Below are 20,201 nucleotides of genomic sequence, written 5' to 3' on the forward strand. Positions count from 1 at the left end.
CGCGGTCACAGCGCGTCGTCGTTGATTTCGCCGGTGCGCACGCGGACCGCGTGTTCGACGTCCAGCACGAAGATCTTGCCGTCGCCGATCTTGTCGGTCTTGGCGGTGGATCGGATGGTCTCGACCACCGTTTCGGCCAGCGCGTCGGCCACCACGATCTCCAGCCGGACCTTCGGCACGAAGTTCACGGCGTATTCGGCCCCGCGATAGATTTCCGTGTGCCCCGACTGCGACCCGAAGCCCTTGATCTCTGTCACCATCATGCCGCGCACGCCGATGGTGGTCAGCGCCTCGCGGACCTCCTCCAGCTTGAACGGTTTGATCGCTGCAATGATGAGTTTCACCGTGCATCCCCTTGTTTGGCAGGCGGCCCCAGCCGGGTGCCTTGGCCCGACAAGGCGGGGATTCGCGCGGTTCGGCAACGTTTCGCCCATGTTTCAGGCAGGGTGCAGAGCGCGTTCTGCATGTTTTTTTGCACAATGCATGGGCATCGCCCAAAAAATGCGCGACGTGAAAATCTGGCTCACGCAGGGTTGTCCTCCACATCCCCGCGCGTTCCGGTTAAAGTCGCCGAAAATCAAAACGGGCAGGCGGAATGAGCGGTTCGGGCAAGCGGACGCCACTGGTGGCGGATCGGCGTAATTTTTCTTCTCCCAAGACGGGTGGCGGCGGTCGCAATGGCGGCGGCGGTGGTGGCAAGCAGCCCCCCCGTCGGCAGCCCCCGCGCAAGCCGCAGCGGCCGCGCAACCCGCTGGTAGCGCTGATCGTTGGCCTCTTCACCCTGATCCGCCGGGTGATCTGGGGCGTCGCATGGCGCGGCGCGCTGGTGCTGGCGCTGATCGTCGGCGGATCGACCTTCTATTTCATGTCCCGCCTGCCGGAGGTGAGCGAGCTTCTGGACGGGCGCGCGCGGGGCTCGGTCACGCTTTTGGACCGCAACGGCGATGTGTTCGCGTGGCGTGGCGAGACGTTCGGCGGCAACATGACCTCGGACAAGGTTTCCGAGAACCTGCGCGATGCGGTCGTCGCGACCGAGGACCGGCGCTTCTACAGCCACCTTGGGATCAGCCCGCGGGGCATCGCTTCGGCCATCAAGATCAACATGACCGAAGGGCGCGGCGCGCTGGAGGGCAATGGCGGGTCCACCATCACGCAGCAGGTGGCAAAGCTGCTGTGCCTTGGCGTGGAATACGACCCGTCGGCCTGGAAGGACGAGGCGGAATACGAGGCCGACTGCCGCAAGGGCGGCGTCTGGCGCAAGATCAAGGAAGTCCCCTTCGCGCTGGCGATGGAGCTGAAATATTCCAAGCCCGAGATCCTGACGATCTATTTCAACCGCGCCTATCTGGGTGCGGGCGCGCGGGGCTTCGAGGCTGCGTCGCAGCGGTATTTCGGCAAATCGGCGGCCGAGGTGAACCCGGCCGAGGCCGCGATGCTGGCCGGGCTGCTGAAGGCGCCGTCCTATTACGCGCCGACGAACAACCTTGAACGCGCGACCAGCCGGGCGAACCTGATCATCGGGCTGATGCACGATCAGGGATACCTGACGGATGCCGAGGCGAAGGATGCCATCGACCAACCCGCGCGGCTGTCGCAGGCGGCGCAAAGCCGGTCGGGCGGTTACTTCGCCGATTGGGTGATGGAGGCGGGGCCGTCCTTCCTGACCCGCGACACGACTGAGGATGTGATCATCCGCACCACCATGGACCAGCGCATCCAGCGCGCGGCGGAAGAAGCGGTGGATCAGGTCTTTTCGGAAAAGCTGCGCGAGGGGACGAAGGCCCAGACGGCGGTGGTCGTGATGTCGGCGGATGGCGCGGTGCGTGGCATGGTCGGCGGACGCGCGATTGCGGCGGCGGGGTCGTTCAACCGCGCGACCCAGGCGCTGCGCCAGACGGGGTCGGCCTTCAAGCCCTTCGTCTATGCCGCTGCGATGAACAAGGGCTACAGCCCCGCCGACTTCGTCGAGGACGCGCCATTTACGATCAACATCCCCGGATCGAAGCCGTGGACGCCATCCAACTATGACCGCCGGTTCCACGGGATCGTGACGCTGACGACGGCGCTGAAACAGTCGCTGAACATCCCCGCCGTGCGCGTGTCGGAAAACGTGGGCCGGGACGAGGTGATCCGCGTCGCGTCCGAGTTCGGCATTCGCAACAACCTGGTCAACAGCCCTTCGCTGGCGCTGGGCGTGTCGGAATCGACGTTGCTGGAGATGACGGGCGCCTATGCCGGCATCCTGAACGGCGGGTCGGCCGTGCGGCCCTATGGCCTGACCGAATTGCGGCTTCAGGGCGATGACCAGCCGCTGATGGGGCAGGAGGGCGGGATCGAACAGCGCGTGATCTCGGAAGAAGCCGCGCAGCTTCTGACCTATATGATGACCGAGGTGATCAATTCGGGCACGGGTGGGCGGGCGCGTTTGCCTGACCGCGAGGCTGCGGGCAAGACCGGCACGACGCAGGCGGCGCGCGATGCTTGGTTCGTGGGGTTCACAGCCGACTATGTGACCGGCGTCTGGATGGGCTATGACGACAACACCCCGCTGACCGGGGTGACGGGCGGCGGCATTCCCGCCGACATCTGGCGCGAGGTGATGGTGCGGGTCGAGGAAGGCCTGCCCGCGACGCCGCTGCGCAAGATCGTTCCTGCGCCGCGCACCCCGCCGCAGGCCCCGACCAACGTGCCGGTGACGGATCTGAACGGCACGCCGCTGTCGGAATCGCAGGACCCGCAACTGGCGCAACAGCCCCGGCACGAGGAGCCCGACATGGCCGAGCGTATCCTGCGCGATGTGCTTGGCGCCTTCGGAAACTGAAAAAGGCCCCGCGGTTGCGGGGCCTTTTCCTTTCGTGTCGTTTGGATCAGGCGCGCGACAGCGCCTGCGTCAGCGCGTCGATGTTGCCCCGGTTCTGGTCGAGGATCGCCTGAACCTCGGTCCGCTCGGACGCCAGCATGTTCACACCCTCGATGATGATGTTGAAGAACTTGGCCTGCCCGCCCTTCTGCGAGACGTGCCAGCGCACATCTGCGGGGTTCTTGTTCCGCAGATAGGCGGTCGAGACGACCTCGAAATAGCTTTTCAGCGGCTGCACGCTCGTCACCTCGATCTGCCCGCCCGCAAATTCGCGGAAGCGGCGACCGTATTTGCGGCTGACATAGCCCTGATAGGCTTGCGTATAGGCCGAAAGCTGCGCCTGCGACGCCTGACGCGCGGCGACGCCCAGCGTGGACCGAGCGATGGTCGGCACGTCGGCGTAATTGGCGAACACACGCTCGAATGCCGCAAGCATCGCCGATTCAGGCTGCCCCGAGGCGATGATGCGGTTCACCTCGCCCACGGCGTTGGTCACAAGCTGGCGGGCCGCATCGGCGCTTTGGGCATGGGACGCGCGGGGCAGGGCCAGCGCCATGCCGCCTGCCAGAAGAATGCCGCCGAATGCGCGGCGGTTCAGCGGCGCGGCGAAGGAAATGTCACTGGGCATTGCTATCCTCGTACGGGTCAATGAAATCAGCAGGCGCGGCACCCCCGGCATCGGCATAGGGGTCGATGAAATCATCCCCCGACGCCTCGCCGCCCCCGCCCAGCGCATAGCGCCGGTTCTGGAGATAGAGCAGCCGCGTCTGCGCGTAGCTGTCCGCGCTTTCATATAGGACGCTGTCGATGGTGTCGGAATACTCGTACCGATCACCAAGTTTTGAGCCGCCCTCGGCCACGGTGCCGATGCTGCGTTCGGGCGAGGGGACCAGCAGGCGGACCGGGTTCGTCGCGTAATCGACGATGGCGCCATAGGTATCACGTTCCGTGGACGGGCCGAAGAACGGGTGTTCGACATATTGCCCCTCGCCCACACCCCAGGTGTAAAGCGTCTCGCCGAAGTCGGTCGGCTTGCCGCGCAGGCCCATGGAACTGGCCGGATCGAAGATCCCCAGAACGCCGATCGTGGAGTTGACGACGAAGCGCGCCGTATTCTCCAGCGCGGCGACGGGGCGGCCCTGGAACACGCCGTTCAGCGCATCCCCCGGCAGGTCGAGGTTATCGGCGAAATTGTTCACCCCCGTCCGCACCGGCCCGGGCACCACGCGGCCATAGCCTTGCGAGACGGGCTTCACCAGCGCCGTGTCGAAGCGTTTGTTGAACTCGTGCCGTTCGCGGTTCACCTGTTCCTGCGGATCGTTCGTGCCGGTCTGGACCGGGGGTGTTCCACAGGCTGCAAGCGCCAGAAGGCTGGCTGCCGCGCCGAGTTTAGATACTGCGCGAAGCGCCGCATGTCCTGATGCCATCATCGTCCCCGTCCTTACTGGCCCGAAAGGTCAACATAATGTTATCCAATTGAAGGCAAGCCTTAATGCCTTCGGGACGGGAATGACAACGGTGAAGGATGTCACGCCAGTGACACGATCCCTCGGATAGAAGCGGGCGCTATGGATCAGGAAGACGTCAGAGCCGGACGGCGAGAGTTGCGCAAGGCGCGGGGTGTGTCGCACGGGCTGCTGTCATCCGTGCTGCTTTTCTCGGTTTTTACCAATCTGTTGATGCTGACCGGGCCCCTTTACATGCTGCAGGTCTATGACCGCGTGCTGGCCAGCCGGTCCGAGGAAACGCTGGTCGCGGTGTCGCTGATCGCGGCGGGAATGTTTGTCGCGATGGGCATTCTGGATTACGCCCGCGGGCGGATCATGGCGCGAATCGGTGCCGGTTTTCAGGATCGGCTGGATCTGCGGGTGTTTCGCGCGGCGATGCGGCGGCTGTCGCTGGCCCCGGGGGACAGCAGCGCCATCGCGGCGCAGCGTGATCTGGAATCGGTGCAGCGGCTTTGGGGCTCGCCCGTGCTTCTGGCGCTGTTCGATCTGCCGTGGACGCCGATCTTTGCTGCCGCCGTGTTCCTGTTCCACCCGGCGCTGGGCTGGCTGGCGGTGGGGGGCGGCGCGGTTCTGGTCGTCGTGACCCTGCTGAATCAGCGCATGTCCGAAGCGCCGATGCAGCGCGCGTCCATGCTGGGCATTCAGGCCGAACGGATGGCCGAGAACCTTAAGGCCGAATCCGAGGCGATTCAGGCGCTGGGCATGACGTCCGCCGGGTTTCGCCGCTGGCAGGTCGCGCGGGCCGAGGCGCTGGCGCAGGGCGTGCGGGCTGCGGATGTGACGGGGGGCTTCAGCACCCTGACCAAGACGCTGCGGATGATCCTGCAATCGGCGATGCTGGGCCTTGGCGCCTATCTGGTGCTGACCGATGGGCTCAGCGCGGGGGTGATGATCGCCAGTTCCATCATGATGGGCCGCGCGCTGGCCCCGATCGAGACGGCCATCGGCCAATGGGCGACCGTCAGCCGCGGGCGCGAAGGGTGGGACCGTCTGACCCGCCTGCTGTCCCGCCAACCGGCCGAGGCGCCGCGCACCGCGCTGCCGCGTCCCAAGGCGCTGCTGGACGTCCAGGGGCTGACGGTGGTGCCTCCGGGCAGCCAGACGCCGGTGCTGCGGTCCGTCACCTTCGGGATGCAGCCGGGGCAGGCCTTGGGCGTGATCGGGCCGTCGGGGTCGGGGAAATCCTCGCTGGCGCGGGCGTTGATCGGGGTGTGGACCCCGGCGGCGGGCAAGATCCGGCTGGACGGGGCGACGCTGGACCAGTTCGACCCGGACGTGCTGGGCAGCTACATCGGCTATCTGCCGCAGCGCGTGACCTTGTTCGAGGGGACGATCGCGGAAAACATCGCCCGCCTTCAGGACGGTGCGAACCCGGCCAAGGTGGTCGAGGCGGCGAAGAAGGCAGCGGCGCATGACATGATCCTGCGCCTGCCCGACGGTTACGATTCGCGCGTCTCGGCGCTGGGCGGGCGGCTGTCGGGCGGGCAGGTGCAGCGCATCGGGCTGGCGCGGGCGATGTATGGCGATCCGGTCTTTCTGGTGCTGGACGAGCCGAACTCGAATCTGGACAACGAAGGGTCGATGGCGCTGAACGCTGCGATCCGGTCGGTCAAGGAGGCGGGGGGCGCGGTGCTGATCATGGCGCACCGCCCGGCGGCTATACAGGAATGCGATCTGCTCTTGGTGATGGAGGAGGGCGGCCGCCGCGCCTTCGGCCCGCGCGATGCGGTGCTGCGCGAGGTGGTCAAGAACCACACCGATCTGGTGCGTCCCGGAGGTGCGGCATGAACTGGTCGGCACGCGGTCCGCTGCTTCTGGGCGGCATCACCCTGGCGCTTTTGGTCGGGGGCTTCGGGGTCTGGGCCTCGGCCACGCATATCGCGGGGGCGATCGTTGCGCCGGGCCAGATACAGGTGCAGCAGAACCGCCAGATCGTGCAGCATCCCGATGGCGGCGTGGTCGAACAGATCGCGGTGATCGAAGGGCAATCGGTGCAGGCGGGCGATCTTCTGGTGGCGCTGGACGGGTCGGACCTGCAATCGGAACTTGCCATCGTCGAAGGGCAACTGTTCGAACTGCAAGCCCGGCGCGGACGGCTGGAGGCGGAACGGGACGAGGCGGAGGTGCAATTCCTGCCCGATCTGGAGCTGATCGCGGAAACACGGCCCGAAGTGCGCGAGTTGATGGACGGGCAGGTGAAGCTGTTCGAGTCCCGCCGCGCAACCTTGGCACAGCAGGTGGATCAGCTTGGGCGCCGCGTGGATCAGACCCGCAGCCAGATCGACGGGATCGACGCGCAAAAGGCGGCGCTGGCGATCCAGCTGACGCTGATCCAGCAGGAGCTCGCGGCGCAGCAGGGCCTGTTCGAGCGCGGTCTGGCCGAAGTGTCGCGCGTGCTGGCCTTGCAGCGCGAACAGGCCCGCCTCTCGGGCGAGGTCGGATCGCTGACCGCCAGCCGCGCCGAGGCCGAGACTCGCATCACCGAAACCGAGATCGAGATTCTGCGTCTGGGGTCTGCCCGGCGCGAGGAGGCGATCACCCAACTGCGCGACTTCGCCTATCAGGAGTTGGAGCTGGCCGAACGCCGGCGCGCGCTGAAGCAGAAGCTGACCCGGCTGGAGATTCGCGCCCCCGTGTCGGGCATCGTGCTGAACCTTGCGGTCACGACGCCGCGCGCCGTGCTGCGCGCCGCCGATCCGGTGCTGTATCTGATCCCGCAGGACCGCCCGCTGGTCATCACATCCCAGATTCCGACGATCCATGTGGACGAGGTGCATCCGGGGCAGGCGGTGCGGCTGGTCTTCTCGGCCTTCCCCTCGCGCACGACGCCGGAACTGGACGGGCATGTGGTCTTCGTATCGGCCGATGCGCTGACGGACGAGCAGACCGGCCAAAGCTATTACCGGGCCGAGATCGTGCCGAACGAGGGCGAGGTGGAGAAGCTGACCGATCTGGTGCTGATCCCCGGCATGCCGGTCGAAAGTTTCATCCAGACGGGGCAGCGCACGCCGATTGCCTATCTGGTCAAACCGCTGAGCGATTACTTCGCCCGCGCGATGCGCGAGAGTTGAAGCCGCGCGGGGGCCGCGCTAGCGTCGCGTCCGCAATGACAGGAGATTACGATGACCATTGAAAGCCGCCTTGCCGAACTGGGCGTGACCCTGCCCGACGCACCGGCCCCTGCCGCGAACTATGTGCCCTTCGTCGTGACCGGCAATCTGGTGCATGTCTCGGGGCAGATCTCGCAAACCGAGGGCGGGCTGATCACCGGCAAGCTGGGCGACACGCTGCACATCGAGGCCGGGGCGGCGGCGGCAAAACGCTGTGCGATCAGCCTGCTGTCGCAGCTGAAACGCGCGACGGGCGGCGATCTGGAACGGCTGGTTCGGGTGGTGAAGCTGACAGGTTTCGTGAACTCCACCCCCGATTTCACCGACCAGCCCAAGGTCATCAACGGCGCTTCGGATTTCCTCGTCGAAGTGCTGGGCGACAAGGGACGCCATGCCCGGTCCGCCGTCTCTGCCGCCAGCCTGCCCTTCGGCGTCGCGGTGGAGATCGAAGCGATCTTCGAGATCGCCTGAATGCGCATCCCGCTTCCCCCCGCCTTCCTGCGCTATCCCGTCGCCCATCGTGCGCTGCACGGTCCGGGGGTGCCGGAGAACTCTCGCGCGGCGGTCCTTGCGGCGGCGGAGGCGGGATATGCCATCGAGATCGACCTGCAACTGTCGGCGGACGGGCAGGCAATGGTCTTCCACGACGATGATCTGGACCGGCTGACGGACCAGACCGGCCCGCTGCGGTCGGCGGACCTGTCGACGGCGCGGCTGGCCAATGGCGAAACCATCCCGACCCTGCCCGAAGTGCTGGAGATCGTCGCAGGCCGCGTGCCGCTGCTGATCGAGATCAAGGACCAGACCTCGTTCGACGGGCGGCTGGAACAGGCGACGGCCGATGCGCTGGCAACCTATGTCGGCCCGGTCGCGGTGATGGGGTTCAACCCGGAATCGGTGGCGATCATGGCGCGGCTGGCCCCGACCGTGCCGCGCGGGATCACGACCTCGGCCTATGACTACGACGACTGGGCGCCGCTGTCGCATGCGACCTGCGATCTGCTGCGCGAGATTCCGGATTATGACCGGGTGGAGGCCAGCTTCATCTCGCACGAGGCGAAGGATCTGGCCCGCGCGCGGGTGGCGGAGCTTCAGGCGCAGGGCGCGGCGATCCTGTCCTGGACCATCCGATCGCAAGAGGCCGAGGACGAGGCGCGGCTGATTGCCGACAACGTGACTTTCGAGGGCTATGCCGCGGCGAAACCCGCTTGACCATGCCCGCCCATGCGCCAGTCTTGGCGAATGAGTGCCGAGATCGAAGTCACCGCCCATCCTTCCATTGCCGCGATCCCCGCCGAAGACTGGGACGCGCTGGCCTGCCCCGAACCGGGGCGGCCTTTGGACCCGTTCACCACCCACCGTTTCCTGCTGGCGCTGGAGAGAAGCGGATCGACCGGGCGCGGCACCGGCTGGCAGCCCCGGCCCCTGATCGCACGGCTGGAAGGGCAACCCATCGCCGCCGCGCCGCTTTACGTCAAAAGCCACAGCCAGGGCGAATACATCTTCGATTTCAACTGGGCCGACGCCTATGAACGTGCAGGCGGGCAGTATTACCCCAAGCTGCAGATCGCGGTGCCCTTCACGCCCGCGACGGGGCGGCGGTTCCTTACCCTGCCGGGGCTGGAGGCGCAGGGGCGGGCGGCGCTGATCCAGGGCGCGACGCAACTGGCCGAGCAGAACGGGCTGTCTTCGGTCCACGTCACCTTCTGCACCGAGGACGAGGCGGAGACCGGCGAGCTGATGCACCGCGTAACGCGGCAGTTCCATTGGGAGAACCGGGGCTATGCCAGCTTCGATGCGTTCCTTGCCGACCTCTCCTCGCGCAAACGCAAGATGATCCGCAAGGAACGCGAGGCGGCACAGGGCTTCGGCGGCACCATCCGCGCCCTGACCGGGGCGGATCTTCGGCCCGAACATTGGGATGCGTTCTGGCACTTCTATCAGGATACCGGGTCGCGCAAATGGGGCAGCCCCTATCTGACCCGCGCCTTCTTCGACCGCATCCACGAGACGATGGCCGATGACATTCTGCTGGTGCTGGCCGAACGGGACGGGGTGCCCATCGCCGGGGCGCTCAATTTCATCGGGCGCGATACGCTTTACGGGCGTTACTGGGGCGCGAGCGAGCATCATCCTTTCCTGCATTTCGAGCTGTGTTATTATCAGGCGATGGATTGGGCGATCGCGCAAGGGTTGCAACGGGTCGAGGCGGGGGCGCAGGGCGAACACAAGCTGGCCCGCGGCTATCTTCCGACCGAGGTGCATTCGCTGCACTGGATCGCCGATCCGGGATTCCGCGCGGCGGTCGCGCAATATCTTCAGGCCGAACGTCATGCGGTGGACGAGGAGATAGAGGTTCTGACCGCCTATGGTCCGTTCCGCAAGGCCAGCGAGGATGCCGATGACCGCATTTGACAGATCGACCCTGCAACCGCTGATCGAAAACGGCTGGCTTGTGGAAGGGGACGCCATCGCCAAAAGCTTCAGCTTCGACGATTTCAACGAGGCGTTCGGCTTCATGGCCCGCGTCGCGCTTTGGGCGGAAAAGCTGGACCATCACCCGGATTGGTCGAACAGCCATCGCCGGGTGGATGTGCGGCTGACGACGCATTCGGCGGGCGGGCTGACCGCCAAGGATGTGAAGCTGGCGGCGAGGATGGACGCCCTCGCCGCGCAATAGGTCAGATGGCCAGAAGCAGCGCCTCGCCGCCCGAGGTTTCGCAGGTGCCGGGGGATTCCTCCAGATGCAGCACGCGCACTTCGCCATCGACGACATGCATCGCATAGCGGCGCGAGCGACCCATCAGGCCGGCGGCGGGCGCATCAAAGGCAAGGCCCAGTTCCTGCGTGAATTCGCCCGTGGGGTCGCCCAGCAGGGTGATGCCCGCCTCGGTCGCGCCGGTCGTCTCGCCCCATGCCTTCATCACGAAGGGGTCGTTGACCGAAACGCAGATGATCTCGTCCACGCCCTTGGCGTCGAAGCTGTCCTTGGTGCGGATGAAGCTTGGGATATGGGCGGTGTGGCAGGTCGGGGTGAAAGCGCCGGGCACGGCGAAGATCACGACGCTGCGGCCCTTGATGTGCTGGGCCAGATCGACCTTTTCGACCCCGGAATTGCCGAAGCGGACAAGGGTGGCGCCGGGCAGGCGGTCGCCTTTGGAAATCGTCATGGAAGATCCTCGCGCGTTGCGTTTCCGTCGTCTGGGGTTATAGGCTCTATCCCGCACGCGAGAAAAGGAAAAATGCGATGAAGGTCGTGGTGGTAGGGGCCGGGCAGGCCGGGGTCGCGCTGGCGGCGAAGCTGCGCGCGCTGGGCCATGACGGCACCATCACCCTGATCGGCGAGGAAGCGGTGCCGCCCTATCAGCGCCCGCCCTTGTCCAAGGGATACCTGCTGGGCGACATGGGCGTGGACCGGCTGACCCTGCGCGGCGACGCCTTCTTTGCCGAGAATGGGATCGACCTGCGTCTTGGGGCGCCCGTGACCGCGCTGGACCGGCAGGCGCGGGTGGTGACGGTCGGCAATGACGCGATCCCGTTCGACCATCTGGCGCTGACCACGGGTTCGGTCGCGCGGGTGCTGCCGGGGGCCTATCCCGTGCGGACGCTGGCCGACGTGGACCGGATGCGTCACGAATTCGCGCCGGGGCGACGGGTGCTGATCGTCGGCGGCGGTTACGTGGGGCTGGAGGCGGCGGCGGTGGCGGCCAAGCTGGGCCTGCGCGTCACGCTGGTGGAGGCCGCGCCGCGCATCCTGAACCGCGTCGCATCCGAACGCACGGCAGAGTTCTTTCGCGACCTGCACCGCAAGCACGGGGTCGAGATCGTCGAGGGCGCGCCAGTGACCGAGGCGCAGATGGCGGCGGCGGATTTCGTCATCGCGGGCATCGGCATCCAGCCCGCGACGGCGCTGGCCGAGGCGGCGGGTCTGCCCATCGACAACGGCATCGCGGCGGATGCGCGGGGCCGGGTCGTGGATGGCATCTGGGCGGCGGGTGATTGCGCTTCCTTCCCTTGGCGCGGCGGGCGCGTCCGGCTGGAATCGGTGCAGAACGCCATCGATCAGGCGGAACTGGTGGCGGCGAACATCATGGGCGCGGGCCGCGAATACTCCCCCGTGCCGTGGTTCTGGTCGGACCAGTATGACGTGAAGCTCCAGATCGTCGGCCTCGGCACCGGGCATGACCGCGTGGTCGAACGCCATTCCGGCACCGGCCTGTCGCTGTGGTATTACCGCGGGGCCGAGTTGCTGGCGGTGGATGCGATGAACGACCCGCGCGCCTTCATGGTGGCGAAACGGCTGCTGGAGGCGGGGCGTTCGCCCGACCCGGCGCTGATCCCGGATGCGGCGGATCTGAAGGTGCTGCTATGAGGATCGTCGGCGGCAAGTTCCGCGGCACCCATCTGGCGCCAGTGGGCGAGGGAGACGCGGCGGCGCATCTGCGCCCCACTTCCGACCGGGTGCGCGAGGCGATCTTCAACCTGCTGGTCAATGGTGGCTATGGCGATCCGTTACGCGATGCACGGGTGCTGGACCTGTTCGCGGGAACCGGCGCGCTGGGGCTGGAGGCGATCTCGCGCGGCGCGGCGCGGGCGACTTTCGTGGATGACGGTGTGACCTCGCGCGGGCTGCTGCGCCGCAATGTGGAGATCACGCGGACGGGGGGCGTCACCGACATCTATCGCCGGGACGCGACGAAGATGGGGCCGAACCGGGGGGCGGGGTATGACGTGGTGTTCCTTGATCCGCCCTATGGCAAGGCCTTGGGCGAGCGGGCGCTGGCATCCTGCATCGAGGGCGGCTGGCTGACTGACGATGCGCTGATCGTCTGGGAGGAGGGCGCGGCCCCGGACGTGCCGGCGGGGTTGGACGTCCTGGATCAGCGCAGCTACGGTGACACGGTGGTCACGATCTTGCGGAGGGCATGATGTTCAAGGCGGTCATCTTCGATTGCGACGGCGTTCTGGTGGACAGCGAGCCCGAAACCTTCCGCATGCTGGCCGAGGATCTGGCCGAGGCGGGGTTGGCCCTGACCCCGGCGGAACTGGAGCCGCTGTTTCTTGGCGGCACCATCCCCGGTGTCTTCCGCGAGGCGCGGCAGCTTGGTGCGGCCCTGCCGGAAAACTGGGTGAAGACCTTCTATGACCGGCTCTATGCCCGGCTGGCGCGTGGGGTGCCGCTGATCGAGGGCATCCCGCAGGTGCTGGACGCGCTGGATGCGGCGGGGGTGCCCTATGCGGTCGGGTCGAACGGGACCACGGAAAAGATGCTGACGACGCTGGGCCAGCATCCCGGCGTCATGCGGCGGCTGAAGGGACGGCTGTTCTCGGGGCAGGAGTTGAACATGCCCAAGCCCGATCCGGGGCTTTATCGCCACGTCGCGCAGTTCCTTGGTGTGGATGCGGTCGATTGCGCGGTGATCGAGGACAGCCCGACCGGCGCGCGCGCCGCCCGTCTGGCCGGGATGCGCTGCTTTGCCTATGCCCCCGAGGGCGGAGCGAAGCTGGAGGCCGAGGGCGCGCGGGTCTTCCGGCGGATGGAATACCTGCCCGCCCTGCTGCTTCAATAGGTCGGGTGGAACTTTCCGGCGGGGGACAGGGTGAAGATCTCGCACCCATCTGCCGTCACGCCGACCGAATGTTCGAACTGCGCCGAAAGCGACTTGTCGCGGGTCACGGCGGTCCAGTCGTCGGCCAGCACTTTCGTCTCGGGGCGGCCGAGGTTCACCATCGGCTCGATCGTGAAGAACATGCCTTCCTCCAGCACGGCGCCGGTTCCGGCGCGGCCGTAATGCAGCACGTTCGGCGGGGCGTGGAACACTCGGCCAAGGCCGTGGCCGCAGAAGTCGCGCACGACCGACATGCGATTCGCCTCGACATAGGTCTGGATCGCATGGCCGATATCGCCGAAGGTCGCGCCGGGGCGCACCGCCTCGATCCCGACCATCAGCGCATCATGGGTCACCTGGATCAGCCGTTCCGCCTTGCGGGGCAGGTTGCCGGCCACATACATCCGGCTGCTGTCGCCGAACCAGCCATCCACGATCACCGTCACGTCGATGTTCAGGATATCGCCGTCCGACAGCACTTTCGGCCCCGGAATGCCGTGGCAGACCACATGGTTCACCGAAATGCAGGACGCGTGCTGGTATCCCTTGTAGCCGATGGTGGCCGAGGTGACGCCGTGGCGTTCGATCTCGGCCCGGATGAAATCGTCCAGCGCGGCGGTGGTTGCACCGGGCACGACCAGCGCGGCCACGTCGTCCAGAATCCGGGCGGCATATTCGCCCGCCTTGCGCATTCCGGCGAAGTCCGCGTCTTCATAGATGCGGATGCCATTGCGGGTGATGCGGCCTCGGGTGTCGTCCAACGGTCTTGTCCTTGTCGTTGCTGCCCGCAAAGATAGTCGCCAGCGCCCGGATTTGCCAGACCCCGCCCCCTTGGAACCGGGCAAGCCGCGTCCTATACCCTTCCAAGGACGCGAAAGGATGCGACGCATGCCCAATCCCACCGCCGCAATGCTGGTCATCGGGGACGAGATCCTGTCGGGCCGCACCCGCGACAGCAACGCCCACCATCTGGCCAAAGAGCTTTCCGCGCATGGGATCGACCTGCGCGAAGTGCGCTTCGTGCCTGACGAGGATGCGGCCATCGTGGGCGCGCTGGATGCGCTGCGGGCGGCGTTCGATCACGTGTTCACCTCGGGCGGGATCGGGCCGACGCATGACGACATCACCGCGGATGCCGTGGCGCGGGCGTTCGGCGTGCATATCGGCGTGCGGGACGATGCGCGCGCGCTGATGGCCGATTTCTATGCCCGCACGGGGCGGGAGTTCAACGAGGCCCGCCAGCGCATGGCCCGTATTCCCGATACGGCCACGCTGATCGACAATCCGGTTTCCGTCGCGCCGGGGTTCACCATCGCCAATGTGCATGTGATGGCGGGGGTGCCGGATGTGTTTCAGGCGATGCTGGCCGGGGTGTTGCCGACCCTGACCGGCGGCAAGCCGCTTTTGAGCCAGACGCTGCGGGTCGACCGGGGCGAGGGCGAGATCGCCGAAGGCTTTGCCGCGTTGGCCGCCGAATATCCGGACCTGTCGATGGGCAGCTATCCTTTCGTGCAGAACGGCGCGGTAGGCACGAATCTCGTGATCCGCGGAACCGAACCGGGGCGCATTTCCGAGGCGATGACGCGGCTGGCGGCGCTGTTCCCGGCATGAGGCTTCTGGCGGCGATGGAGGCGACATGGCCCCCGGCGCGGCGCTGGCGCGAGGGGCCGTGGACCCTGCGTGACGGCGCGGGGGGCGGCAAGCGCGTGTCCGCGGCCACGCTGGACGGCGACGTGGATGGCAGCTTTCCGGCGCTGGTGATGATCCGGCCGGACGAGGAGGCGCTGGATGCGGCGCTGGCGGCCTATGCCATCGTCGATCCGACGTTGATCTATACCGCCCCCGTGGCCGTGCTGACGGGCGCGGCGGTGGAGGCCGCGTGGCCGCCGTCGCCCGAGGCTTTGGCGATCTGGGCTGCGGGCGGGATCGGTCCGGCGCGGGTTGCGGTGATGGAACGGGCGCGGGGGGCGGCGCTGACCGTGCCGGGCGGCGCGGCTTTCGTCGCCGTGGATGGCGATATCGCGATGATCCACGCGGTCGAGGTTGCGCCGGATGCGCGGCGGCAGGGCCTTGGCCTGCGTCTGTTGCAGGGCGCGGCGGAATGGGCGGGCCGTCAGGGCGCGCGCGATCTGGCGCTGGCGGTCACCCGCGCCAACCAGCCCGCCCGCACATTGTATGAAAAGGCGGGGATGGTTCAGGCAAGCCACTACCACTATCGGGAGCGGGGATGAGGCTGCTGGTCCTTGCCCTTCTGGCCGCATCGCCCGCGATGGCCTTCACGCCGGAATTTCCGGGGCCGTCCACCGTCACCCTGTCGGTATCCGAGGATTTCGGCAGCTTTGCCCAACCTCTGGCCGCCTGGACCGAGGTCGAATTTCCGCAGGACCGGGTCGAGGGGCGGATCACCCATACCGCTTGGCGGATCGAGCCGCCGGTGGGATTCTCCACCCTGTCGATCCTTGCACCGATCCGCGATGCGCTTGGGGCCGATGGCTGGGACCTTCTGTTCGAATGCGAGACGGATAGCTGCGGTGGCTACGATTTCCGCTATCGGCTGGACCTGTTCCCCGAACCGGAGATGCATGTGGACCTTGGCGATTTCCGCTATCTTTCGGCCCGCAAGGGGGCCGAGCGGATCAGCCTGATGGTCAGCCGGACCGCCAGCCTTGGATTCGTGCAGATGGTTGCGGCGACCCAATCGGGCGCACCTGCAACGCGTCCGGCGGCGGAACCGGCCCCACCCGTGCAGGTGGCGGGGGCCGAGGTGCTGGAGGGGTTGGCCTTCGACAGCGGGGCGGCGACGCTTTCGGGCGATCAGCCCGCCCTTCAGGGTCTGGCCGACTGGATGCGTGCGAACCCGGCCCGCCGGATCACGCTGGTGGGGCATACCGATGCCTCGGGCGCGCTGGAAGCGAATATCGCCGTCTCGCGCCAGCGGGCCGAGGCGGTGCGCGACTGGCTGGTGGCGGACGGTATCGATCCTTCGCGGATCGACGCGCAGGGCGTGGGCTATCTTGCACCCCGCGACACCAACGCGACCGACGAAGGCCGCGCCCGCAACCGCCGGGTCGAGGTCATCCGCGACTAGGCCGCCAGCCTTTCGCCAAGGAAGTCGAGCAGAACCTGCACCTTGGGCGCATCCTTGCGGTGGATCGCGTTGATCGGCTCGGGGGCGGGGCGGTGGCAGGGGATCGCCTCCTCGACCAACCCGTTGTCCAGGGCGCTGCGGCACAGGAAATCGGGAAGCCATGCGATGCCCAGACCAGCGATGGCGGCGTCGAGGCACATGCGTCCATCCTCCAGCGCAAGCGATGGCAGCGCCCGTCCCGGCAGGCGTTGAAGCATCCGGTGCGTGGCCAGATCCTCGGGGGCGAGGGGCCGGCCGTGGCGCTGGAAGTAACCCGGTGCGGCGACCAGCAGCCGCGTGGTCTGGGCAAGCGCGCGGATGGTCATCCCCTCGGACGCGCCGCCGATGCGGATGCACAGATCGTGCCGTTCGGTCTGCCCGTCATCCGGGGCGATCGCGATGGTTATGCCGGGATGGCTGTCCATGAAATCGCCCAGAACCGGCACCAGCAGGCAGGCGCCGATATCGCTTGCCACTGCCACGCGAAGATGTCCGGCGGGTGCACCACCCATCGCGGCGACCAGCGCATCGGCCTCTACCGCGTCGAACAGCAGGCGGCGGGCGCGGTCGTAATAGGCCAGACCGATCGCGGTCGGCGCGACCTTGCGCGTCGTGCGGTCCAGCAGCCGCGCGCCAAGCCGCGCTTCCAGCGACGAGACATGTTTGGAGACCGCGGATTTCGAGATGCCCATCTTGCGCGCCGCATCGGTGAAGCCGCCCTGATCCACGACCATGGCAAAGGCTTCCATCTCGGTCAGTCGGTCCATGCTGAAATCCAATTGCTTAAATAAGGCGGTTATCGTCCACAAATGGGGCAGGAATGGGGAAGTGTGCTGGCTGAATTCGGCACGGCTTGCATCTGCGGCCCGTGCATGGAACAGGATCGTGTCATGCTTGCCATATTCCTCAAGACGCTGCCCTTCTTTGCCATCATCGCGCTTGGGTTTGCCGCGGGGCGGGCCCGTTTCCTGGGCGAGGGCGGGGGCGCGGTGCTCAACCGTTTCGTATTCTGGTTCGCGCTGCCCGCTCTGTTGTTCGGTTTTGCGGTGGATTTGCCGCTGGGCCAGATATTCTCGGCCCGGATGGTTGTGGCCTATGTCGTCGCGACGGGCGGGCTTTATACGCTGGTCTTCGCCATTTCGCGCCTGCGTGGCTGCCGCACCGACGAGGCGACGGTCGAGGCGCAATGCGCAACGATCGGCAATCTGGGGTTTCTGGGCATTCCCATGCTCGTCGCGCTTCTGGGGGCGCAGGCGGCGGGGCCAGTGCTTTTGATCCTGACGGTGGATATCGTGCTGTTCGGATCGCTGTTCACGCTGATCATCGCCAGCCAGCGTGGCGGCGGGCAGGGGGCGGGGCGGACATTGCTCCGCGGTCTGGCAGGCAATCCGATGGTCATGTCGATCCTTGCCGGGATGGCATGGTCGGCGGGCGGGCTGCCGATCCCGGCCCCGCTGCACGATCTTTTGTCGATCCTTGGCGCTGCGGCCACCCCGGGGGCGCTGTTCGCCATCGGCATCTCGCTTGCCGCCGGCAGCGCGGCGCGCTGGCAGGTGGCGGGCTGGCTGTCCTTCTGCAAGCTGGCGCTGCACCCGGCGGCAGTGGCGGCGGCCTGCCTCATGCTTTCGGTGGACCCCTTCGCCGCCAGTGTCATGATTGCAGCCGCATCCTTGCCGGTGGCGGGCAACGTCTTCATGATGGCCGAGGCTTACGGGGTTGCACCACAGCGCGTGTCTGCGGCAATCCTTCTGTCGACGACGGCAAGCGTGCTGACCGTCACCGCGGTGATCGGCGCCGTGACGGGCTGAAAGAGGAGCGAGCGATGAAGACCATATCCGAGAACCGGGCCTTTGGCGGTGTGCAGGGCGTCTATAGCCACGCATCCGACGTGACGGGGGGCGAGATGACCTTCGGGCTGTTCCTGCCCGAAGAGGCCGAGCATGATCCCGTTCCCGTGCTGTGGTATCTGTCGGGCCTGACCTGCACGCATGAAAACGCGATGGTGAAGGCGGGCGCGCAGAAATGGGCGGCGGCCGAAGGGATCGCGCTGGTCTTTCCCGACACATCGCCGCGCGGCGCGGATGTGCCCAACGACGACGCCTATGATCTGGGGCAGGGGGCGGGCTTCTATGTCAACGCGACCGAGGCGCCGTGGTCCAAGCATTTCCGCATGTGGGATTACGTCACGCAGGAATTGCCCGAGCTGCTGTTCAAGACCTTCCCGCTGGACGAGGGCCGTCAGGGCATCACCGGACATTCGATGGGCGGCCATGGCGCGCTGACCATCGCGATGAGCTTTCCGGGCCGTTTCCGTTCGGTTTCCGCCTTTGCGCCCATCGCCAACCCGACGCAATCGGACTGGGGCCGCAAGCAGTTCGCGGCCTATCTGGGCGCAGACGAGGCGAAATGGGCGCCCCATGACGCGACGCTGCTGATGAAGAAGCGCGGTTTCGACGGGCCGATCCTGATCGATCAGGGCGCATCGGACCAGTTCCTTGAAAACCTGCGCCCCGAGGCGCTGGCCGAGGCGATGATGGCTGCCCGCCAGAATGGCGCGTTCCGGATGCAGAAGGGCTACGATCACAGCTACTTCTTCGTCTCGACCTTCATGGAGGAGCATGTCGCCTTCCACGCCGCGGCGCTGTATGACTGACCTTTACATCGACGCCGACGCCTGCCCGGTGAAGGCCGAGGCAGAGCGGGTGGCGACGCGGCATGGGGTGCGGATGTTCGTCGTGTCGAACGGCGGCATCCGTCCCTCGGCCAATCCGCTGGTCGAAAGCGTGTTCGTGGCGGATGGCCCGGACGTGGCCGACATGTGGATCGCCGAACGCGCGGGGACGGGCGACGTCGTCGTGACGGGGGACATTCCGCTGGCCGCGAAATGCGTGGCGGCGGGGGCGTTGGTTCTGCGCCACAATGGCGAGGGGCTGACGGCGGCCAATATCGGCAACGTGCTGGCGACGCGGGATCTGATGGCCGACCTGCGTTCCGCCGATCCGTTCCGGCAGGGTGGGGGGAAAGCGTTCTCCAAAGCCGACCGCTCGCGGTTCCTGGATGCGTTGGACCTTGCGCTGCGCCGCGCCAAAGCCTTGCCGGGCGGTCGCAGCGCCCCCACATGATGGGGATGTTCGCGAAAGCTCTCCTTCTGGTGCTGCTGGCATCGCCGGTGCAGGCGCAGGATGCGTCCGGTCTTTTGACCGCGCGCCCGACCTCGCGTCTGCTGGAGGCGCGTCCGGGCGTTCAGGACCCGCTGGCCGAACAGCGTTTCCGCCGCGCCCAGCGCCAGTCCGAGGCCCGGCAGCGCGAATGGTCAGGGGCCGTGCGCCCCGAATATCGCCGCCGGCTGGAACGCGACGGCAGCGCTGCGGCGAATGGCTGGCTGCGCAACGAGGCTGAGCGATTCGACGCCCAGAACAACATCCGCCTGAAGGATACGCTGCGATAGCGAACCGCCAAGGCATTGATTTCGATATGATTGCGCGGTGCGCCCATTGCCGCCTGCGTGTTGACATTCGGCCTGTCAGTTGCGATGAAAGCAGCCTGCGCCCACGTAATTCAACTGGATAGAATATCCGACTTCTAATCGGGCTGTTGGGGGTTCGAGTCCTCCCGTGGGCGCCAGACCGCTTTCACTGCCTTCCAAGCAAGCGCGAGGTTCGTGTCAGATTTCTGGCCCAGATTGGGAGAAGATCGCGGGCCTCAAGCTCAGTGCGGCAAAAGGCGAGAAGGATCCCGGATCTGGCCTTTGAGAGCCGATGATCGGCGCAGAGACATCGCTTGCTTCCGCACATTACGCTTGTGGAAACAATTCAACTACGGAGCCGGTATGATCGCTATCCGCTACTTGCTCATTTTTGCTACTCCAATCTTGGCAGCGGTGCTCCTTTTTTACGGAACCCTGCCATTGCGGGCGGAGGCACATCGTCTATCGGCAGAGTTTATCGACCTCATGGTGAGCTACTCCCCGATCCTTGGACAGATTTC

Annotated in this window: 23 protein-coding genes and 1 tRNA gene; 18 read left to right on the plus strand and 6 right to left on the minus strand. The window is 66.6% G+C overall.

What is annotated here, in order from left to right:
• Positions 1-5: 5 nt before the first annotated feature.
• Entirely contained in the window at positions 6-344 is a 339-nt protein-coding gene (locus E2K76_RS05720; RefSeq protein ID WP_136683308.1) for a P-II family nitrogen regulator, read from the minus strand.
• A 251-nt stretch (positions 345-595) separates the two neighbouring features.
• On the opposite strand from E2K76_RS05720, the gene E2K76_RS05725 reads away from it, so the two are divergent.
• A complete protein-coding gene (locus E2K76_RS05725) occupies positions 596-2,821 on the plus strand; it encodes a transglycosylase domain-containing protein (protein ID WP_136683309.1) in 2,226 nt (741 codons plus the stop codon).
• A 46-nt stretch (positions 2,822-2,867) separates the two neighbouring features.
• Here the strand turns inward: E2K76_RS05725 and E2K76_RS05730 are convergent, their stop codons facing one another.
• Both E2K76_RS05730 and E2K76_RS05735 read right to left on the minus strand, forming a co-directional pair.
• On the minus strand, positions 2,868-3,488 hold the full coding sequence (locus E2K76_RS05730) for an MlaC/ttg2D family ABC transporter substrate-binding protein (protein ID WP_136683310.1): 621 nt from the start codon (positions 3,486-3,488) through the stop codon (positions 2,868-2,870).
• Complete coding sequence (locus E2K76_RS05735) at positions 3,478-4,287, minus strand: MlaA family lipoprotein (protein ID WP_181952888.1); 810 nt, start codon at positions 4,285-4,287, stop codon at positions 3,478-3,480. The genes E2K76_RS05730 and E2K76_RS05735 overlap by 11 nt, the downstream gene beginning before the upstream one ends.
• 141 nt (positions 4,288-4,428) lie before the next feature.
• Here E2K76_RS05735 and E2K76_RS05740 point away from each other — a divergent pair, with 141 nt between their 5' ends.
• Genes E2K76_RS05740 through E2K76_RS05765 form a run of 6 tightly spaced genes read left to right on the plus strand, consistent with a single transcriptional unit; the run spans position 4,429 to position 10,158 of the window.
• Positions 4,429-6,156 (plus strand): type I secretion system permease/ATPase, encoded by a 1,728-nt coding sequence (locus tag E2K76_RS05740; protein WP_136683312.1) that lies wholly within the window; start codon positions 4,429-4,431, stop codon positions 6,154-6,156.
• Positions 6,153-7,439 carry an HlyD family type I secretion periplasmic adaptor subunit gene (locus E2K76_RS05745; RefSeq protein ID WP_136683313.1) on the plus strand — a complete coding sequence of 429 codons (1,287 nt, stop codon included), beginning with the start codon at positions 6,153-6,155 and terminating at the stop codon, positions 7,437-7,439. Before E2K76_RS05740 ends, E2K76_RS05745 begins: the two co-directional genes overlap by 4 nt.
• A 51-nt stretch (positions 7,440-7,490) precedes the next feature.
• Positions 7,491-7,949 (plus strand): RidA family protein, encoded by a 459-nt coding sequence (locus E2K76_RS05750; protein ID WP_136683314.1) that lies wholly within the window; start codon positions 7,491-7,493, stop codon positions 7,947-7,949.
• Positions 7,950-8,690, plus strand: coding sequence for a glycerophosphodiester phosphodiesterase family protein (locus E2K76_RS05755; RefSeq protein ID WP_136683315.1), 741 nt, complete (start codon positions 7,950-7,952; stop codon positions 8,688-8,690).
• Between the two features lie 30 nt (positions 8,691-8,720).
• Entirely contained in the window at positions 8,721-9,893 is a 1,173-nt protein-coding gene (locus E2K76_RS05760; protein WP_136683316.1) for a GNAT family N-acetyltransferase, read from the plus strand.
• Positions 9,880-10,158 (plus strand): 4a-hydroxytetrahydrobiopterin dehydratase, encoded by a 279-nt coding sequence (locus E2K76_RS05765; RefSeq protein WP_246032903.1) that lies wholly within the window; start codon positions 9,880-9,882, stop codon positions 10,156-10,158. The genes E2K76_RS05760 and E2K76_RS05765 overlap by 14 nt, the downstream gene beginning before the upstream one ends.
• 1 nt (position 10,159) lies before the next feature.
• On the opposite strand, the gene E2K76_RS05770 is transcribed toward E2K76_RS05765, so the two are convergent.
• A complete protein-coding gene (locus tag E2K76_RS05770; RefSeq protein WP_136683318.1) occupies positions 10,160-10,648 on the minus strand; it encodes a peroxiredoxin in 489 nt (162 codons plus the stop codon).
• Positions 10,649-10,725: 77 nt separating this feature from the next.
• Here E2K76_RS05770 and E2K76_RS05775 point away from each other — a divergent pair, with 77 nt between their 5' ends.
• Genes E2K76_RS05775 through E2K76_RS05785 form a run of 3 tightly spaced genes read left to right on the plus strand, consistent with a single transcriptional unit; the run spans position 10,726 to position 13,048 of the window.
• On the plus strand, positions 10,726-11,850 hold the full coding sequence (locus tag E2K76_RS05775; protein ID WP_136683319.1) for an NAD(P)/FAD-dependent oxidoreductase: 1,125 nt from the start codon (positions 10,726-10,728) through the stop codon (positions 11,848-11,850).
• Positions 11,847-12,407 carry a 16S rRNA (guanine(966)-N(2))-methyltransferase RsmD gene (gene rsmD, locus E2K76_RS05780; RefSeq protein WP_136683320.1) on the plus strand — a complete coding sequence of 187 codons (561 nt, stop codon included), beginning with the start codon at positions 11,847-11,849 and terminating at the stop codon, positions 12,405-12,407. The genes E2K76_RS05775 and rsmD overlap by 4 nt, the downstream gene beginning before the upstream one ends.
• Complete coding sequence (locus E2K76_RS05785; protein ID WP_136683321.1) at positions 12,407-13,048, plus strand: HAD family hydrolase; 642 nt, start codon at positions 12,407-12,409, stop codon at positions 13,046-13,048. Before rsmD ends, E2K76_RS05785 begins: the two co-directional genes overlap by 1 nt.
• On the opposite strand, the gene map is transcribed toward E2K76_RS05785, so the two are convergent.
• Positions 13,042-13,848 (minus strand): type I methionyl aminopeptidase, encoded by an 807-nt coding sequence (map, locus tag E2K76_RS05790; RefSeq protein ID WP_136683322.1) that lies wholly within the window; start codon positions 13,846-13,848, stop codon positions 13,042-13,044. The genes E2K76_RS05785 and map overlap by 7 nt on opposite strands.
• 127 nt (positions 13,849-13,975) lie before the next feature.
• Here map and E2K76_RS05795 point away from each other — a divergent pair, with 127 nt between their 5' ends.
• From E2K76_RS05795 to E2K76_RS05805, 3 genes are read left to right on the plus strand one after another with little or no spacing between them, the layout of a single operon-like run.
• Positions 13,976-14,698 carry a competence/damage-inducible protein A gene (locus E2K76_RS05795; protein ID WP_136683323.1) on the plus strand — a complete coding sequence of 241 codons (723 nt, stop codon included), beginning with the start codon at positions 13,976-13,978 and terminating at the stop codon, positions 14,696-14,698.
• Positions 14,695-15,318: a GNAT family N-acetyltransferase gene (locus E2K76_RS05800; RefSeq protein WP_136683324.1), complete on the plus strand. Its 624-nt coding sequence runs from the start codon at positions 14,695-14,697 to the stop codon at positions 15,316-15,318. Before E2K76_RS05795 ends, E2K76_RS05800 begins: the two co-directional genes overlap by 4 nt.
• Positions 15,315-16,175 carry an OmpA family protein gene (locus E2K76_RS05805; RefSeq protein WP_136683325.1) on the plus strand — a complete coding sequence of 287 codons (861 nt, stop codon included), beginning with the start codon at positions 15,315-15,317 and terminating at the stop codon, positions 16,173-16,175. Before E2K76_RS05800 ends, E2K76_RS05805 begins: the two co-directional genes overlap by 4 nt.
• On the opposite strand, the gene E2K76_RS05810 is transcribed toward E2K76_RS05805, so the two are convergent.
• Complete coding sequence (locus tag E2K76_RS05810) at positions 16,172-16,981, minus strand: LysR family transcriptional regulator (RefSeq protein ID WP_136683326.1); 810 nt, start codon at positions 16,979-16,981, stop codon at positions 16,172-16,174. The genes E2K76_RS05805 and E2K76_RS05810 overlap by 4 nt on opposite strands.
• A gap of 123 nt (positions 16,982-17,104) precedes the next feature.
• On the opposite strand from E2K76_RS05810, the gene E2K76_RS05815 reads away from it, so the two are divergent.
• The 5 genes from E2K76_RS05815 to E2K76_RS05835 all read left to right on the plus strand — a co-directional run bounded on the left by E2K76_RS05815 (position 17,105) and on the right by E2K76_RS05835 (position 19,838).
• On the plus strand, positions 17,105-18,022 hold the full coding sequence (locus tag E2K76_RS05815) for an AEC family transporter (protein WP_136683327.1): 918 nt from the start codon (positions 17,105-17,107) through the stop codon (positions 18,020-18,022).
• A gap of 14 nt (positions 18,023-18,036) precedes the next feature.
• Complete coding sequence (gene fghA / locus E2K76_RS05820; protein ID WP_136683328.1) at positions 18,037-18,867, plus strand: S-formylglutathione hydrolase; 831 nt, start codon at positions 18,037-18,039, stop codon at positions 18,865-18,867.
• Complete coding sequence (locus E2K76_RS05825; protein ID WP_136683329.1) at positions 18,860-19,336, plus strand: YaiI/YqxD family protein; 477 nt, start codon at positions 18,860-18,862, stop codon at positions 19,334-19,336. The genes fghA and E2K76_RS05825 overlap by 8 nt, the downstream gene beginning before the upstream one ends.
• 5 nt (positions 19,337-19,341) lie before the next feature.
• Entirely contained in the window at positions 19,342-19,662 is a 321-nt protein-coding gene (locus E2K76_RS05830) for a hypothetical protein (protein WP_220432174.1), read from the plus strand.
• A 99-nt stretch (positions 19,663-19,761) separates the two neighbouring features.
• Positions 19,762-19,838 (plus strand) — tRNA-Arg (locus E2K76_RS05835).
• Positions 19,839-20,201 lie beyond the last annotated feature (363 nt).

Source organism: Falsirhodobacter xinxiangensis (assembly GCF_004959935.1).
Lineage (GTDB): Bacteria > Pseudomonadota > Alphaproteobacteria > Rhodobacterales > Rhodobacteraceae > Falsirhodobacter > Falsirhodobacter xinxiangensis.

Coding starts and splice junctions, on each gene's coding strand:
- E2K76_RS05745 (WP_136683313.1), top strand. CDS start 6,153: ATGAACTGGTCGGCACGCGGTCCGCTGCTTCTGGGCGGCATCACCCTG.
- E2K76_RS05830 (WP_220432174.1), top strand. CDS start 19,342: ATGTTCGCGAAAGCTCTCCTTCTGGTGCTGCTGGCATCGCCGGTGCAG.
- E2K76_RS05825 (WP_136683329.1), top strand. CDS start 18,860: ATGACTGACCTTTACATCGACGCCGACGCCTGCCCGGTGAAGGCCGAG.
- E2K76_RS05750 (WP_136683314.1), top strand. CDS start 7,491: ATGACCATTGAAAGCCGCCTTGCCGAACTGGGCGTGACCCTGCCCGAC.
- E2K76_RS05805 (WP_136683325.1), top strand. CDS start 15,315: ATGAGGCTGCTGGTCCTTGCCCTTCTGGCCGCATCGCCCGCGATGGCC.
- fghA (WP_136683328.1), top strand. CDS start 18,037: ATGAAGACCATATCCGAGAACCGGGCCTTTGGCGGTGTGCAGGGCGTC.
- E2K76_RS05760 (WP_136683316.1), top strand. CDS start 8,721: ATGAGTGCCGAGATCGAAGTCACCGCCCATCCTTCCATTGCCGCGATC.
- E2K76_RS05765 (WP_246032903.1), top strand. CDS start 9,880: ATGACCGCATTTGACAGATCGACCCTGCAACCGCTGATCGAAAACGGC.
- E2K76_RS05800 (WP_136683324.1), top strand. CDS start 14,695: ATGAGGCTTCTGGCGGCGATGGAGGCGACATGGCCCCCGGCGCGGCGC.
- E2K76_RS05775 (WP_136683319.1), top strand. CDS start 10,726: ATGAAGGTCGTGGTGGTAGGGGCCGGGCAGGCCGGGGTCGCGCTGGCG.
- E2K76_RS05725 (WP_136683309.1), top strand. CDS start 596: ATGAGCGGTTCGGGCAAGCGGACGCCACTGGTGGCGGATCGGCGTAAT.
- E2K76_RS05815 (WP_136683327.1), top strand. CDS start 17,105: ATGCTTGCCATATTCCTCAAGACGCTGCCCTTCTTTGCCATCATCGCG.
- rsmD (WP_136683320.1), top strand. CDS start 11,847: ATGAGGATCGTCGGCGGCAAGTTCCGCGGCACCCATCTGGCGCCAGTG.
- E2K76_RS05735 (WP_181952888.1), bottom strand. CDS start 4,287: ATGGCATCAGGACATGCGGCGCTTCGCGCAGTATCTAAACTCGGCGCG.
- E2K76_RS05755 (WP_136683315.1), top strand. CDS start 7,950: ATGCGCATCCCGCTTCCCCCCGCCTTCCTGCGCTATCCCGTCGCCCAT.
- E2K76_RS05730 (WP_136683310.1), bottom strand. CDS start 3,488: ATGCCCAGTGACATTTCCTTCGCCGCGCCGCTGAACCGCCGCGCATTC.
- E2K76_RS05810 (WP_136683326.1), bottom strand. CDS start 16,981: ATGGACCGACTGACCGAGATGGAAGCCTTTGCCATGGTCGTGGATCAG.
- E2K76_RS05740 (WP_136683312.1), top strand. CDS start 4,429: ATGGATCAGGAAGACGTCAGAGCCGGACGGCGAGAGTTGCGCAAGGCG.
- E2K76_RS05770 (WP_136683318.1), bottom strand. CDS start 10,648: ATGACGATTTCCAAAGGCGACCGCCTGCCCGGCGCCACCCTTGTCCGC.
- E2K76_RS05795 (WP_136683323.1), top strand. CDS start 13,976: ATGCCCAATCCCACCGCCGCAATGCTGGTCATCGGGGACGAGATCCTG.
- E2K76_RS05785 (WP_136683321.1), top strand. CDS start 12,407: ATGTTCAAGGCGGTCATCTTCGATTGCGACGGCGTTCTGGTGGACAGC.